Origin of the sequence: Streptomyces sannanensis, assembly GCF_039536205.1 — a bacterium.
Lineage (GTDB): Bacteria > Actinomycetota > Actinomycetes > Streptomycetales > Streptomycetaceae > Streptomyces > Streptomyces sannanensis.
Window position 1 is genome coordinate 715,787 of sequence record NZ_BAAAYL010000001.1, and the last position, 13,461, is coordinate 729,247.

General features: G+C 71.3%; 13 protein-coding genes. 10 read left to right on the forward strand and 3 right to left on the reverse strand.

Going from position 1 to position 13,461, the window contains the following annotated elements:
• The first annotated feature begins 3 nt into the window (after positions 1–3).
• From ABD858_RS03155 to ABD858_RS03175, 4 genes are all read left to right on the forward strand, one after another.
• Positions 4–852, forward strand: coding sequence for a fumarylacetoacetate hydrolase family protein (locus ABD858_RS03155; RefSeq protein ID WP_345034412.1), 849 nt, complete (start codon positions 4–6; stop codon positions 850–852).
• Positions 853–1,057: 205 nt separating this feature from the next.
• Positions 1,058–2,761 (forward strand): amidohydrolase, encoded by a 1,704-nt coding sequence (locus ABD858_RS03160; RefSeq protein ID WP_345034414.1) that lies wholly within the window; start codon positions 1,058–1,060, stop codon positions 2,759–2,761.
• A 180-nt stretch (positions 2,762–2,941) separates the two neighbouring features.
• Positions 2,942–3,589 carry a TetR/AcrR family transcriptional regulator gene (locus ABD858_RS03170; protein WP_345034418.1) on the forward strand — a complete coding sequence of 216 codons (648 nt, stop codon included), beginning with the start codon at positions 2,942–2,944 and terminating at the stop codon, positions 3,587–3,589.
• A gap of 264 nt (positions 3,590–3,853) precedes the next feature.
• Positions 3,854–5,311 carry an APC family permease gene (locus ABD858_RS03175; protein ID WP_345034421.1) on the forward strand — a complete coding sequence of 486 codons (1,458 nt, stop codon included), beginning with the start codon at positions 3,854–3,856 and terminating at the stop codon, positions 5,309–5,311.
• Positions 5,312–5,383: 72 nt separating this feature from the next.
• Here the strand turns inward: ABD858_RS03175 and ABD858_RS03180 are convergent, their stop codons facing one another.
• Complete coding sequence (locus ABD858_RS03180; RefSeq protein ID WP_345034422.1) at positions 5,384–6,100, reverse strand: type 1 glutamine amidotransferase; 717 nt, start codon at positions 6,098–6,100, stop codon at positions 5,384–5,386.
• Positions 6,101–6,227: 127 nt separating this feature from the next.
• On the opposite strand from ABD858_RS03180, the gene ABD858_RS03185 reads away from it, so the two are divergent.
• Together ABD858_RS03185 and ABD858_RS03190 are read left to right on the forward strand one after the other, a co-directional pair.
• Entirely contained in the window at positions 6,228–7,718 is a 1,491-nt protein-coding gene (locus ABD858_RS03185; RefSeq protein ID WP_345034423.1) for an aldehyde dehydrogenase, read from the forward strand.
• On the forward strand, positions 7,715–8,437 hold the full coding sequence (locus ABD858_RS03190; protein ID WP_345034425.1) for a gamma-glutamyl-gamma-aminobutyrate hydrolase family protein: 723 nt from the start codon (positions 7,715–7,717) through the stop codon (positions 8,435–8,437). Before ABD858_RS03185 ends, ABD858_RS03190 begins: the two co-directional genes overlap by 4 nt.
• A gap of 210 nt (positions 8,438–8,647) precedes the next feature.
• Here the strand turns inward: ABD858_RS03190 and ABD858_RS03195 are convergent, their stop codons facing one another.
• The gene (locus ABD858_RS03195; RefSeq protein WP_345034426.1) at positions 8,648–9,220 is read right to left on the reverse strand and encodes a MarR family winged helix-turn-helix transcriptional regulator; all 573 of its coding nucleotides are present in this window, start codon (positions 9,218–9,220) and stop codon (positions 8,648–8,650) included.
• 179 nt (positions 9,221–9,399) lie between these two features.
• Entirely contained in the window at positions 9,400–10,077 is a 678-nt protein-coding gene (locus ABD858_RS03200) for a uracil-DNA glycosylase (protein ID WP_345034427.1), read from the reverse strand.
• Positions 10,078–10,450: 373 nt separating this feature from the next.
• Here ABD858_RS03200 and ABD858_RS03205 point away from each other — a divergent pair, with 373 nt between their 5' ends.
• From ABD858_RS03205 to ABD858_RS03220, 4 genes are all read left to right on the forward strand, one after another.
• Positions 10,451–11,431 (forward strand): N-acetylglucosamine kinase, encoded by a 981-nt coding sequence (locus tag ABD858_RS03205; RefSeq protein ID WP_345034428.1) that lies wholly within the window; start codon positions 10,451–10,453, stop codon positions 11,429–11,431.
• Between the two features lie 107 nt (positions 11,432–11,538).
• Positions 11,539–12,462: a sirohydrochlorin chelatase gene (locus ABD858_RS03210; protein WP_345034430.1), complete on the forward strand. Its 924-nt coding sequence runs from the start codon at positions 11,539–11,541 to the stop codon at positions 12,460–12,462.
• A gap of 310 nt (positions 12,463–12,772) precedes the next feature.
• Positions 12,773–13,057 (forward strand): hypothetical protein, encoded by a 285-nt coding sequence (locus ABD858_RS03215; protein WP_345034432.1) that lies wholly within the window; start codon positions 12,773–12,775, stop codon positions 13,055–13,057.
• Positions 13,058–13,075: 18 nt separating this feature from the next.
• Complete coding sequence (locus tag ABD858_RS03220; RefSeq protein WP_345034434.1) at positions 13,076–13,318, forward strand: hypothetical protein; 243 nt, start codon at positions 13,076–13,078, stop codon at positions 13,316–13,318.
• The last annotated feature ends 143 nt before the right edge of the window (positions 13,319–13,461 follow it).

Consider the following 13,461-nt stretch of genomic DNA (forward strand, 5'->3'; position numbering starts at 1 on the left):
ACCATGCCCGAGTACCGCCGCATCCTCCTCGACGGCGCCGCCGTCCAGGTCACCGTCGACGGGGACGAACTCGTCGCCGGGGACGGCCGCCGCGTCAAGATCGAGGAAGCCCAGCACCTGCCCCCGGTGGTCCCCTCCAAGGTGATCGCCGTCCACCTCAACCACCGCAGCCGCGTCGACGAGTTCCAGATCGACCTGCCCGACACCCCCACCTACTTCCACAAGCCGACCTCGGCCCTCAACTCCCACAAGGGCGCCATCGTCCGCCCCGAGGGGTGCAAGTGGCTCAACTACGAGGGCGAGGTCGCCATCGTCATCGGGAAGACCGCGCGCAACATCTCGCCGGCCGAGGCGGGGGAGTACATCGCGGGCTACACCGTCGCCAACGACTACGGCCTGCACGACTTCCGCGACACCGACGCCGGCTCCATGCTCCGGGTCAAGGGCTCCGACACGCTCTGCCCGCTCGGCCCGGGGCTCGTCACCGACTGGGACTTCCACGGCAAGTACCTGCGGACGTATGTGAACGGCGAGGTCGTGCAGGACGGTTCGACCGACGAGATGAAGTGGGACATGCACTACCTCGTCGCCGACATCGCCCGCACCATCACCCTGTACCCCGGCGACGTGCTGCTCTCCGGCACCCCCGCCAACTCCCGGCCCGTCCGGCCCGGCGACGTCGTGGAGGTCGAGGTGGAAGGGCTCGGACGGCTGACGAACCACATCGTCACCGGCCCGACCCCGATCCGCAGCGACGTCGGCGCCCAGCCCACCGAGTCCGAGGAAGTCCTGTCCACCGCGCTCGGCGGCGACTGGGAGTTCCGCGGCATCCGCCCGCCGAAGCGCGGCTGACGCCCTCGTGACCGCGCCGCGCCAGGCATGACGGGAACGTCGTCCGGTGCGGCGCGCGGACATCGTCCGCCGGCCGGTCCGCCGGCGCATCGGTCGGATGGCCGATGCGCACCCACCCGGCCAAGCCGCAGAGTCGCCGCAATTCCGGGTGCGTCATTCGTCAGGCGACTCGCCGCAGCACCCACGTACGCACTGGGAGGTCTCCATGCCCGACTTCGCCGATCTGGTCTTCGTGAACGGCTCCGTGCTCACCGTCGACCCCGACTTCACCGTGGCCTCCGCGCTCGCGGTCACCGACGGCGTCATCACCGCCGTAGGGGCGCGAGCGGACGTCGAGGACCGCATCGGCCCGGACACCCGGGTCGTCGACCTCGACGGGGGCACCCTCCTGCCCGGTATCAACGACTCCCACCTGCACGGATGCGCCTGGGGGGTCACTTCTCCCCCGCTGGCGCTCGAACTCGGTTATCCCGCCGTGCGGTCGATCGCCGATGTGGCCGAGGCGGTGCGCACGGCGGCCGAGAGCACCCCGCCCGGCCAGTGGATCACCGGCACCGGCTGGGACCTGGGCTACCTGGCCGAGTCCGTGGAGGACCCCTCGCGCCTGCCCACCCGGCACGACCTGGACGCCGTCAGCCCGGACCACCCGGTACTGCTGATGGACTTCTCCGCGCACGCCACCTGGGTCAACTCCGCAGCGCTCGCCGTCGCCGGGGTCGACCGGGGCACGGCGGTCCCGCCCGGCGGGGTCGTCGTCACCGATGACGAGGGCGAGCCCACGGGCCTGTTCCAGGAAGGCGCCCAGGCGCTGGTCCAGCGGGCGCTGCCGCCGCTCACCCCGGACGTCCGGGCCCTGGCGATCCGGTCCACGCTGGCCAAGCTGCGGGCACTCGGCATCACCAGCTACACCGAGCCGGGCCTCGGTCCCGGCGGTGACCGGATCATGGGCGGGGCGCTGTCCCAGGAGACCCTCGACGTCTACCGGCGGCTCCTGGCCGACGGTGAACTGACCGCCCGCGTGAACGTGCTGCTTCTGCCCACCGGCATGTCGAGCACGGCGGCCGACTTCGCACGTGCCCTGGACGCCCTCGACGTACCGGAAAGCGATGACCCGCGACGGCTGAACGTCATCGGGGTCAAGATCTTCGCCGACGGCATCCCGCCCAACAGGACGGCCTGGATGCACGAGGCGTACCTCGGCGGTGGCTGCGGCGCGCTGTGCGTGAACGGCGAGACCGACGAGGAACGGGTCGCCGAGATCGCGGAGATGGTGAGGCACGCGCACGCCGCCGGCCACCAGCTCGGCGTGCACGTCACCGGGGACCGCGGCATCGACACCGTCGTCGACGCCTTCGCCGCCGCCACCGCCGGGCACCCGCGCCCGGACGCCCGGCACTACGTCATCCACGGGGACTTCCTCACCCCGCACAGCATGAAGACGCTCGCCGAGCACGGCTTCGGCGTCAACATGAACCCCACCATCAAGTGGACCATCGCCGACCTGGAGGAGGGGCTCGTGGGGCCGGAGCGGGCCGCCTACGAGTGGCCGTACCGGGACGCCCTCGACGCCGGGATCAGGGTGGCGAGCAGCTCGGACGCGCCGGTCACCTTCCCCGACTGGCGCCAGGGCATCACCACGATGCTGCTGCGCGAGTCGAAGGGAAGCGGCCGGGTCAGCGGGCCCGGACAGCGCATCACGCTGGCCGAGGCGGTACGCACGTACACGATCGACGCGGCCCGGCAGGATTTCGCCGAGGAGTGGAAGGGCTCCCTGGAGGTCGGCAAGGTCGCCGACCTGTGCGTGCTGGCCGGTGATCTGCTCACCGCCGACCCGCACGCCATACCGGAGCTGCCGGTGGTGCTCACCGTGCTCGGCGGGGAGGTGGTGCACGACGCGCTCGACAGCTGACGATCGTGACGGTACGCACTGTCGCCACCGACATCGAGCACATCCTGGCCAAGCTCGACGTGCCCAACCGGGTGGCGACGGCCGCTCGTGCTCATGCCTGGGGCCTGGAGCCCCTGGCATGAGCACGGGCGGTGCCCGGGCCTGTACCCCGGAGGGCCATGGCCCGGTAGGGTCGCAGTCATGACCGGTTCCGCCGAGACCCGTGACGGGCGCAAGCCGCGAAGGAAGCGCATGAACTACGGGGAGGGCCGGGAGGCCCTGCTCAACGCGGCGGTGCGGGTCGTGGCGCGCGGCGGTCTGCGCGGGCTCACCTACCGGGCGGTGGCGGAAGAGGCGGGCACGACCCACGGCCTGGTCGTACACCACTTCGGCTCGCGCGACGCTCTGATCGAGGAGGCGCTCACCCACGCCGTGCGCACCAGCGTGAGCGTGAGCGCGGTCGAGCCGGGGACGGGCAAGGTCGCCGACTTCTCGGCCGGACTCTCCGAGATGGTGACCGCCGATCCCGACATCCAGGCGTTCCAGTACGAGTTGCTGCTGGAGTCCCGGCGCCGCCCCGAACTGCTGCCGCAGATCCGCGCCCTGTACGACGACTACATCGCCGCCACCGAGCGCGAGCTGTCCCGCATGCTCCCCGAAGGCGCCGGCCGGCCCCTGACCCGGTTGGTGTTCGCGGCCCTGGACGGCCTCGTGCTGCACCAGCTCGTGTTCGGCGAGCCCGAAGTCACCGACGCCGCTGTCGAGGAGCTGCGGTCACTGCTGCGGCTGCTCGACGCCGACGGGCACGCCGGCGCGGATCCCGAGATGGACACCGAACCCCGGGACTGACCCGCCGCCCTGCCCTTGCCAACCCGCTGACCTCTTCCGAGGCCCTGGACGTCTTGTGTCCCGGGCCTCGCCCGTTGTCGCCCGCCGCCCGGCGACCCGGTCGAGGCCACCGTCCGGGCTGTCGCCGCGGTAGCGGCACCGTAAGGAACCGCGCACATCCTGAGAAAGCCCACGCAACCCCTTGCCAAACGGATAGTTCGACCCCAGTATGAGGCAACTCGTTTGGCCAGAAACGAACCCCTCTTCCCCCGGCAGGTGATCCGAGTGGACAGTCCGACGGCGGTCAGATACCAGACCGCGGCCGACGCCTCCACCGCAGGCAAGCTCAAGCCCGACTCCCTCGGCGTTATGGGCATCCTCTTCTTCGTCCTCTCCGCCCAGGCGCCGCTGACCGGCATCGCGGGCGCCGTCCCCATCGCCGTCGCCCTCGGCAACGGCCCCGCAGCGCCCTCGGCCTATGTCGCGGCCGGTGTGATCACCCTGCTGTTCTCGGTCGGGTTCGTGGCCATGGGCCGGCACGTCGTGGACGCAGGCGCGTTCTACACGTACATCGGCAAGGGCCTCGGCCGCCCCCTGGGCACCGGCAGCGCCGGCATCGCCCTGTTCGCGTACTGCGCGATCCAGGCCGCCATGTACGGCCTGTACGGGGCGACCGTGAGCGGCCTGCTGGCCCAGTACGCGGGGGCAGACGTGCCCTGGTGGGTGTGCGCCGTGGCCACCATGGCGATCGTCCAGATCCTGGGTGCCTCCGGCATCGAGATGGGTGCCAAGGTCCTGGCGGTCTTCGTCCTGGCCGAGTTCAGCATCCTCAGCGTCTTCGCGCTCGTCACCCTGTTCAAGGGTGGGGGGCCCGAGGGGCTCGGTTTCTCCGGCAGCTTCTCGCCCGGTGCGGCGGTGAAGGGGGCCCCGGGTGTGGCGCTGATGTTCGCCGCCGCGTCGATGGTCGGCTTCGAGGCCACAGCCATCTACGGCGAGGAGGCGCGCGAACCCCGCAAGACGGTGCCCAGGGCAACCTACCTGGCCGTCGCCTTCGTGACCGGCTTCTTCGCCTTCGCCTCCTGGATGCTGGTCTCCTCGTACGGGGCCTCGAAGGCGACAGCGGCCGCGGGCAACGCGCTGGCGAGCGGCGACTCGACGAGCTTCGTCTTCGCCCCGATCGCCGCGCAGTTGGGAGCCTGGGTCAATGACGTCCTGCCCGTCCTGCTGGCCACTTCCCTGTTCGCCGGCATTCTGGCCTTCCACAACTCCGCAAACCGCTACCTGTTCTCCCTCAGCCGCGACGGGCTCCTGCCCCGCAGGCTGTCGTCGATCAACCGGCGGCACTCGCCCGGGGTGGCCGGCTGGGTCCAGACGGCGATCGCGGGCCTGCTGGTCGCACCCTTCGCACTGGCCGGCAAGGACCCGGTGCTGACCCTGTTCTCCTGGGGCAGCGGTGTGGCCGTGCTGGGGATCATGCTGCTGTACTTCCTGACCTCGGTCTCCGTGGTCGCCTTCTTCCGCCGGGAACACCTGGACACCCGGCCCTGGAACACCCTGATCGCCCCTGTCCTGGGCGCCGTCGGCATCGCCTGCGCGATCTGGCTGATCGTCCGGAACTTCCCCACCCTCATCGGCGGCGACATGACCACCGCAGTCTGGCTCGGGATGACCGTCCCGGTGGTGCTGGTCCTGGGGGTCTGCGCCGACCGGCTGACCCGCGGCAGGGCACCCGCCGACGGCTGACATGCGTCATCCGGTGCGGTCCCGTCCCGGCCCGCACCGGGCGTCGACCGCGCAAGCGCCGGGCGCGGTCTGTCAGCGGCCTCCGGCCGGGTACGCCACCCGGTCGAGGAAGCCGTCCACCAGGCGGCGGGCGTTCTCGCGCGCCGTCGCTTCCATGGCGCGGCTGTGCGCGAGCAGCTCGTCGGGGTCGACGCCGTGCTGTGCGCACTGCTTGCGTCCGTCGAGGTCGAGATACGCGCGGATCACCGCCGTGGTGATCTCCGGGTGGAACTGCACCCCAAGGGCGCGGCCGGCGCGGAACGCCTGCGCGCATGTTGCGTTGCGGGCCAGCTCCACGGCCCCGGGTGGCAGGACACAGCGGTCGTAGTGCCACTGCATCCACGGGCCGGACGGCACCAGGGAGGGGTCGTCGGTGTCGACCTCGACCCAGCCGATCTCGGGGCGCGGGGCCGCCTCGACCGAGCCGCCGAGCGCAGTGGCCAGGGCCTGGGCGCCGAAGCAGACGCCGAGCACCGGGACGCCGAGGTGGTGGGCCTTGCGCAGCAGCGCGAGCTCACCGCCGATCCAGGTACCGACGGCCGTCGCGTCGTACACCGACCAGGGAGCGCCGAGCGACACGACCAGATCCCAGCCGTCGGCGTCGGGGAAGGTGAAGGGAACGTCCGGCGTGCGGTGCTGGTGTTCGGGCACGACCGTCACGGTCGTGAGGTCGTACCCGCGCTCGGTGAGCCGGGCCCCGACCAGCCCGGGCTCCGTGAAGTGGTCGTGCTGGACGATGAGTGCGCGCACGCCTGCTGCTCCTTTCGCGGATCCGGCGAATCCACCGGACCGATGTCACGAGTCCTCGGAGCCCTTGTGGTGACTCCCCGGCCGATCATATCGTTTGACATCAAATGTTCTCTCTCGGAGGTCCCGCATGCTGGATGTCACCCACGACGAGTGGCTGCGCCGCGCCAAGGCGCTGGAGGTGTCCGGCGCCCATCACATCGACGGCGCAGACGAACCCGGCTCAGGAGCGAGCTACGCCGCCGTCTCCCCCCGTGACGGCCAGGTTCTGGCCCAGGTGGCGGACGGGTGCGCCGCCGAGGTGGACGCGGCCGTGGCCGCCGCCCGGCGGGCGTTCGACTCCGGGCCATGGCCGCGCCTGGCCCCCGCCGAACGCGGCGGGGTACTGGTGCGGATCGCCGAACTGCTCGAGGAGCGGCGCGAGGAACTGGCGCTCGCCGTCAGCCTGGAGATGGGCAAGCCCATCACCGACGCCTACGGGATCGAGCTGCGCGCCGTCATCAACACCTTCCGCTGGTACGGCCAGCTGGCCGACAAACTCACCGACGAGTCGCCGCGCAGCGCCCCCGACACCCTCGCCCTCGTCACCCGGGAACCCGCCGGGGTCGTCGGCGCGGTCGTGCCCTGGAACTTCCCTCTGACGCTGGCCGGCTGGAAGGTCGCCCCGGCACTCGCGGCCGGCTGCACCGTCGTACTGAAGCCGTCGGAGAACTCGCCGCTGTCCGCCCTGCTGCTCGGGCGCATCGCGACCGAGGCCGGACTCCCACCCGGCGTGCTCAACGTCGTCAACGGCGACGGTCCGACAGCCGGGCAGGCCCTTGGCCTGCACCCCGACGTCGACGTCCTGGCCTTCACCGGCTCCACCGCCGTCGGCCGCCACTTCCTGCGCTACGCCGCAGATTCCAACCTCAAGCGCGTCCGGCTCGAACTGGGCGGCAAATCACCCAACATCATCCTCCCCGACGCCCCCGACCTGGAGCAGGCCGCCGCCACCGCGGCCTGGGGCATCTTCTTCAACCAGGGCGAGATGTGCACCGCCCCCTCCCGGCTCCTCGTGCACTCCTCGATCGCCGAGCAGGTCACCGAGGCCGTGGTGCGCAGGGCGCGGGAGCTGCGGGTCGGTGACCCGCTCGACCCCGCCACGGAGATGGGCGCGCTGGTCGGCGAGGGCCATCTGGAGCGCGTCCAGGACCACATCGGCGCGGGTCTGGCCGAGGGGGCGCGGTTGCGCACGGGCGGCTCCCGCACGCTGGAGTCCACGGGCGGCTCGTACCTGCAACCGACCGTCTTCGACGAGGTGGCCCCCGGGATGCGCCTGGCCCGCGAGGAGATCTTCGGCCCCGTCCTGTCCGTCCTCACCTTCGACGATCTGGAGGAGGCGGTACGGCTGGCCAACGCCACCGAGTACGGCCTCGCCGCCGCCCTGTGGACCTCCGATCTGTCCACCGCCCACCGGGTCTCCCGCGCCCTGAAGGCGGGCACGGTCTGGGTCAACTGCTACGAGGAGGGCGACCTCACCGTCCCCTTCGGCGGCATGAAGCAGTCCGGCAACGGCCGCGACAAGTCCGCCCACGCCATCGAGAAGTACACCGAACTCAAGACCACCTGGATCCAACTGTGACCCGTTCCTCTTCGCGCCCTCTCATCGCGATCCCCGCCCGCTTCTCCGCCACCACCTCCGCCCTGCGCTACGCCGCCGAGGTCAACGCCCGCGCCCTCGTCGAGGCCGTGTGGCGGGCCGGCGGCGAACCGGCCACCATCCACCCGGCCGACCCCGCCGAGACCGACATCGGCGCCCGGCTGGCCCGCTTCGACGGCATCCTGCTGCCCGGCGGCGGCGACCTGGCCCCGCACCGCTACGGCGCCACCGACACCCACGACAGCGTCTACGACGTCGACGAACTCCAGGACGCCTTCGACATCGAGGCCGCCCGCCAGGCACTCGACCTGGGGCTACCCCTGCTGGCGATCTGCCGCGGCCTGCAGGTCGTCAACGTCGCCCTCGGCGGCACCCTGGAGCAGGACATGGGCGGCCCGGAGCGCGAGCACCGCCACGTCGTGCACCCGGTGACCATCCGGCGCGGCACGCTTCTCGAACAGGCCACCGGCGCCGAGAAGGCGGAGGCTTCCTGCTACCACCACCAACGCGTCGACCGCCTCGGCACCGGACTCACGGTCACCGCACAGGCCGCCGACGAGACCGTGGAAGGGCTCGAACTCCCTGGCATCCACGGCTGGTTCACCGCCGTCCAGTGGCACCCCGAGGACACCGCCCACGAAGACCCCGCCCACCAGGGGCTCTTCGACGCCCTCGTCCGGGCCGCCCGCGACCGACGCTGACACCGCCACGGCACTCTTCAGCCGCAGACAGCAGGCGCCCCGCCTCGCCCCGGAACTGGACGACACCGCGCTCGGCCGGGTCCTCAAGGGCGTCGCCTCAGCCGCAGGTGGAGCCCCTGTTCGACCAGGCCCTGGGCCACTGGCTGCGGCCCGGCCACCCACGCCATGCCGCCAACGTCCGCCGACCTGGGCCTGGGCGGGCCTGCCCTATCAGGCCTTCGGCCGCCGGCCACTGCGCCGCGGTGCCGGCTCCGCGCCGTCGAGCAGGGCGAGACGGCGCTCCTGCCCGTTTTCCTCGACCTGGAGCACGACCTGCCGCAGCCCCTCGGCGACGCTCGCGCACTCCGCGTCGCTGAGCCGCGTGCTGACGAACGCCTCCTCCTGGTTGAACGCCGGGAACAACCGCCGCATCAGTGCCTCACCCTCCTCGGTGAGGCTGAGCAGCACCAGTCGGCCGTCGGCCGGATGGCCGGTCCGCCTGAGGAGCCCGCGTCCCTCCAGGGTGCGCGAGACCCCGGTGAGCGTCCCCTTGGAAATCCCGGCCTCCTCCGCGACGTGCCGGGTCTCCGACTCACCCCAGACCCAGACCACCCAGAGCACGACGAACGCCGTCCACGTCAGGTCGGCACCGCGCAGCACGGAGTTCTCCAGGTGCTGCCGCACGGCCGAGGCGGCGCGGTAGATGTTGGAAACGAGGGCCATCTGCTCACTGCGCAGGGGTATGCCACCGAGCTTGGCAGCGGCAAGCTTCTCGGCTTCGGCGATGGATCGGTGGCCGGGCATGGCACACTCCTTCGGCGCGGGGCGATACGACGGTTCGCGGATGTCGTTCGGACTCAAATTGTACGAAGTACCCGGAGGCCGGAGCGCCGCTTGCTCCCCCGGACGTGGGCAGACGGCTCCTCCGACAGGACGTGCCGCTCGAGGTGGACGCAGTGGCCGGTGGCGTTCTGCCCCCACCCTTAGGGCAGCTGCCAGTCAACCGGTTGTGCGCCCTGCCGGACCAGTAGCTCATTCGCACGGCTGAAGGGCCGGGAACCGAAGAAGCCACGGTCGGCCGACATGGGCGAAGGATGCGCTGATTCGATCGCCGGCAGGTTCCCAAGGAGGGGGCGCGCGTTTCGGGCGTCACGGCCCCACAGGATCGACACGAGTGGCTTGCCACGCGCGGCGAGCGCTCGGATGGCCTGCTCGGTCACTTCCTCCCAGCCCTTGCCACGATGTGCACCGGGCTTGCGGGGCGCCGTGGTCAACGCCCTGTTAAGAAGGAGGACACCCTGCTGCGTCCAGGGCGTGAGATCACCGTTCGAGGGCCGGGGCAGGCCGAGGTCCGACTGCAACTCCCGGAAGATGTTCTCCAGGCTCCCCGGCAACGAACGCACATCGGGCGCGACGGCAAAACTGTGCCCGATGGCCATCCCTGGGGTCGGGTAGGGATCCTGCCCCACTATCAGCACCCTCACCTCATCGAAAGGCTGCTCAAAAGCACGCAGAACATGCTGCCCTGCCGGCAGATAAGTCCTCCCCGCCGCAATCTCCGTGCGCAGGAAGTCACCCATCGCCGCGACACGCCCTGCCACAGGCGCCAGCGCCTCAGCCCACCCGGGCTCTACAAGTTCACTCAACGGTCGTGCTGCCACAGCCCGTCACCCTATCGGCCCACACAACATCCACAACTCAACGCCTGTACAGCAGCGCCTTCGTCGTCCGCGCCCACAACAACCCAATCCGATGCGACGGTCCCCAATGAACACGCCTCACGCTAGGCTTCACCCCGTTGTCACTCCTTCTTCTTCCTGGAGCCGGTCCATGAGGTCGCGTAGGCGTTCGCCCGAGAGCAGCGGTTCGCGTTGCTTCCAGTGATCAAGCCACTCGGCTTCCGTTATCGGCACCTGCCGGCACGGCAGGGGGCGCAGCCGGTCGACTGGCGGCTTCCGTGACAACATCCCGGTGGCCGTGCCGGCCGCCCGGGGCGCGCCTGCTCCGCGGCGGCGGGGCCGGGAAGGGCAGCGTATGAGCGGCACCGCCTGGGTGCTCGGTGTGGACTCCGGCGGGTCCGGGCTGCGTATCGGGCTGGCGGATGCCGAGTCGGGAACGCCGGCCGGGACGGTGGTGGCCAAGGAGCCGGTGCGGACCGGGGCCGAGGGGATCGACGCCGGGCACCTGCTGGAGCAGCTGCTGCCCGCGGCCGAGGAGTTGCTCGGCCGTGCGGGTGGGGTCCGGCCCGTCGCGGTCGCGATCGGCGCCGCCGGGATGGCGACGCTCGGCGACCAGTTGCGGGCCGCGCTGCCCGGGGCCCTGGAGTCCGCGCTGGGCGTACGACGGCTGGCGCTGGCCGCCGACGCCGTGACGGCGTACGCGGGGGCGCTCGGCCAGCGGCCGGGGGCTGTCGTGGCCGCGGGCACGGGGCTGATCGCGCTCGGCACCGATCTGGACTCCTGGCGGCGAGCGGACGGCTGGGGCCATCTGCTCGGCGACTGCGGCGGGGGCTCCTGGATCGGCCGGGCCGGTCTGGAGGCGGCCCTGCGTGCGCACGACGGGCGGCGCGGCGGTTCGGCCGCGCTGCTGGCACGGGTGGAGGCGGTGTTCGGGCCTGCGTCCGGGCTGCCCGGGCTGCTCTATCCGCGCACCGACAGGCCCGCTTTTCTGGCCTCGTTCGCCCCGGAGGTCGCCCGCTGTTCCGGCGGCGATCCGGTCGCTGCGGGCATCCTTCGGGAGGCGGCGAGGCATGTCGCGGAGGCCGCTGCCTCCGTGTGCCCGCAAGCCTCGGGATGCGAAGTCGCACTCACCGGTGGCCTGTTCAAGATGGGCGACCCGCTGCTCGTACCGCTGCGCGGTGAGCTCGCGGCACAACTCCCGCACGCCCGGCCGGTCTCCGCGGCGGGTGATCCGCTCTCCGGGTCACTGCTGATCGCTTCGGCGCTCGCCGGGGGCGGTCTGCGGCTGCCGCACGATCCCTTGATGCTGTACGTCCCGGGAGAGTCGGGCAGTTGACACGAAAGGTCTCCCCTGGCCCACTCTCCGGATAAATACGGACAGAGGCCGCACGAACGCCCCCTCCCCGAACGTGTCGGCATCCGAAACAAGTAGCATGCGGCGCCATGAGCTCCCCCACTGGGCCCGAACCCGGCCTGCCCGTACGAATGCCGCGACCTCGCCAGCCCGGGCGGCACCGCCGCCCGGAACCCGTGGTGGCGCCCGAGAACGCCGCCGCGCTCGTTCTCGCCGTGCCCGGCACCCCTTCCTCCGCCATACGCAGCCTGGCGGAGGAAGTCATCAGCATCGCCCGCTCCGAGCTGCCCGGCCTGGACGCCCGCATCGGCTATCTGGACAGTGAGGACGCCGAGTACCCCACGCTCGAGGCCGCCCTCGTGAACGCTGCCGCCGAGCGCACCGAGCGCTACGAACTGGCCAAGGCCGCCGGCCGTGACGTGGCCGCCCCCGAGGGCCCCTCGGCCGTCGCGGTGCCGCTGCTCGCCGGCCCGGACAGCGGGATCATGCGCCGGATACGCCAGGCCGTCATGGACAGCGGTACGCCCGCCGAGCTGACCGATGTCCTCGGTCCGCACCCGCTGCTCGCCGAGGCCCTGCATGTGCGCCTCTCCGAGGCCGGTCTGTCCCGTGCCGACCGCGCCCGCCTGTTCACGGTCGCCACGGCGGCCGACGGCATCATCCTGGGTACGGTCGGCGGTGAGGAGGCCATGCAGGCGGCCGGCATCACCGGCATGCTGCTCGCCGCCCGGCTCGCCGTCCCGGTCATGGCCGCCGCTCTCGACCAGGAGGGCTCGGTCGCCGCGATCGCCGAGCAGCTGCGGGGTTCCGGATCAGTGCAGCTCGCGCTGGCTCCGTACCTGATCGGTCCCGAGCTCGTCGACGGGCTGCTCGACACCGCGGTCAAGGAGGCGGACTGCTCCGCGTCCGAGCCGATCGGCGCCTACCCGGCGATCGGCAAGCTGGTGCTGTCGAAGTACGCGACGGCGCTCGGCATCACCCCGCAGCAGCCGCAGGGCTCACCGGCCTTCTGAGGCACATACCCGCAGGGGCTCGCACCGGTCCGGTGCGAGCCCCTGGGCATGCCGTCCGCAGCGGCCAGGGCCTGGTGGTTTCCGTCCGACGGCGGCGGCAGAGGACCTGGATCCACTCGCTGCGGGAGGCATGTGCGGGACGCAGTACGGGCACGCGGATGCCCGTCGGCTGCTGCCTGTCGCGGATCGGCGCATGGGGTGACCTGCGCAAATACATGTGCGCAAGGCAGATTGAAATGGGAATCCCACTTCGGCTGCGAATCCACGCTAGCCTCAATTTCACGAATCACTTTCGCGGAAGGCAATCGTGATGAGCAGATCGACGTGGACGATTGAACGGATCCGCGATGCCCTCGGCAACCCGGCTCTGGCTCAGCGCTTCCTCGGCGAGATCAACCGGGCGCCGGCTCACGAGCTGCTCGCAGTGTTTGCCCGTTGGGAGCGCATCGCGAAGGACACTGTCGCCACGGTCGAACGCGGGCGCGAGCTCGCCGCCTACGACGCCCGTGGCGAGGACCCGCCGGGCGAGTGGGCCGATGCGACCGACAAGGTTCTGGCGGAGGCTGCACGGATTCGTGCCCGCGGCGCGGCCTGATCCTGGCATGCTTGCTGTGTGTATCGGCTCAAGTACGATCCGTCCGCTGAGGCGGTCATGGAGGCGCTGCCCCAAGCCGTCAGCGAGGCACTGACACTGGCCTTGGCCGACGTGTGCGCCGACCCGATCGGCGCCACGGTGCCCTACGGCGAAGACGACGGCGTGATGCGCATGGCCGTCACCCCACAGGCGTTCGCGGTAATCCTTGCCGGTCACACGTTGAAGACCATCACCGTCCTCCAGGTCACCTACCTGGGATGAAGTGACACGTCACAGCGCCCCAGCCCGATCCGCGCGGGGTGGGGCGCTTCGCTGCGTCGTCCATGCGGTGCTACGAACTCCTCGGCCGGTCGGCCGACGGATACAGCTCCATCACGTGCCCACGGGGACGAGCGTGTCCAGGA

Excerpts from the sequence above, each read along its gene's own strand:
- ABD858_RS03205 (WP_345034428.1), top strand. The coding sequence starts at position 10,451 with ATGAGCGGCACCGCCTGGGTGCTCGGTGTGGACTCCGGCGGGTCCGGG.
- ABD858_RS03215 (WP_345034432.1), top strand. The coding sequence starts at position 12,773 with ATGAGCAGATCGACGTGGACGATTGAACGGATCCGCGATGCCCTCGGC.
- ABD858_RS03195 (WP_345034426.1), bottom strand. The coding sequence starts at position 9,220 with ATGCCCGGCCACCGATCCATCGCCGAAGCCGAGAAGCTTGCCGCTGCC.
- ABD858_RS03160 (WP_345034414.1), top strand. The coding sequence starts at position 1,058 with ATGCCCGACTTCGCCGATCTGGTCTTCGTGAACGGCTCCGTGCTCACC.
- ABD858_RS03155 (WP_345034412.1), top strand. The coding sequence starts at position 4 with ATGCCCGAGTACCGCCGCATCCTCCTCGACGGCGCCGCCGTCCAGGTC.
- ABD858_RS03170 (WP_345034418.1), top strand. The coding sequence starts at position 2,942 with ATGACCGGTTCCGCCGAGACCCGTGACGGGCGCAAGCCGCGAAGGAAG.
- ABD858_RS03185 (WP_345034423.1), top strand. The coding sequence starts at position 6,228 with ATGCTGGATGTCACCCACGACGAGTGGCTGCGCCGCGCCAAGGCGCTG.
- ABD858_RS03210 (WP_345034430.1), top strand. The coding sequence starts at position 11,539 with ATGAGCTCCCCCACTGGGCCCGAACCCGGCCTGCCCGTACGAATGCCG.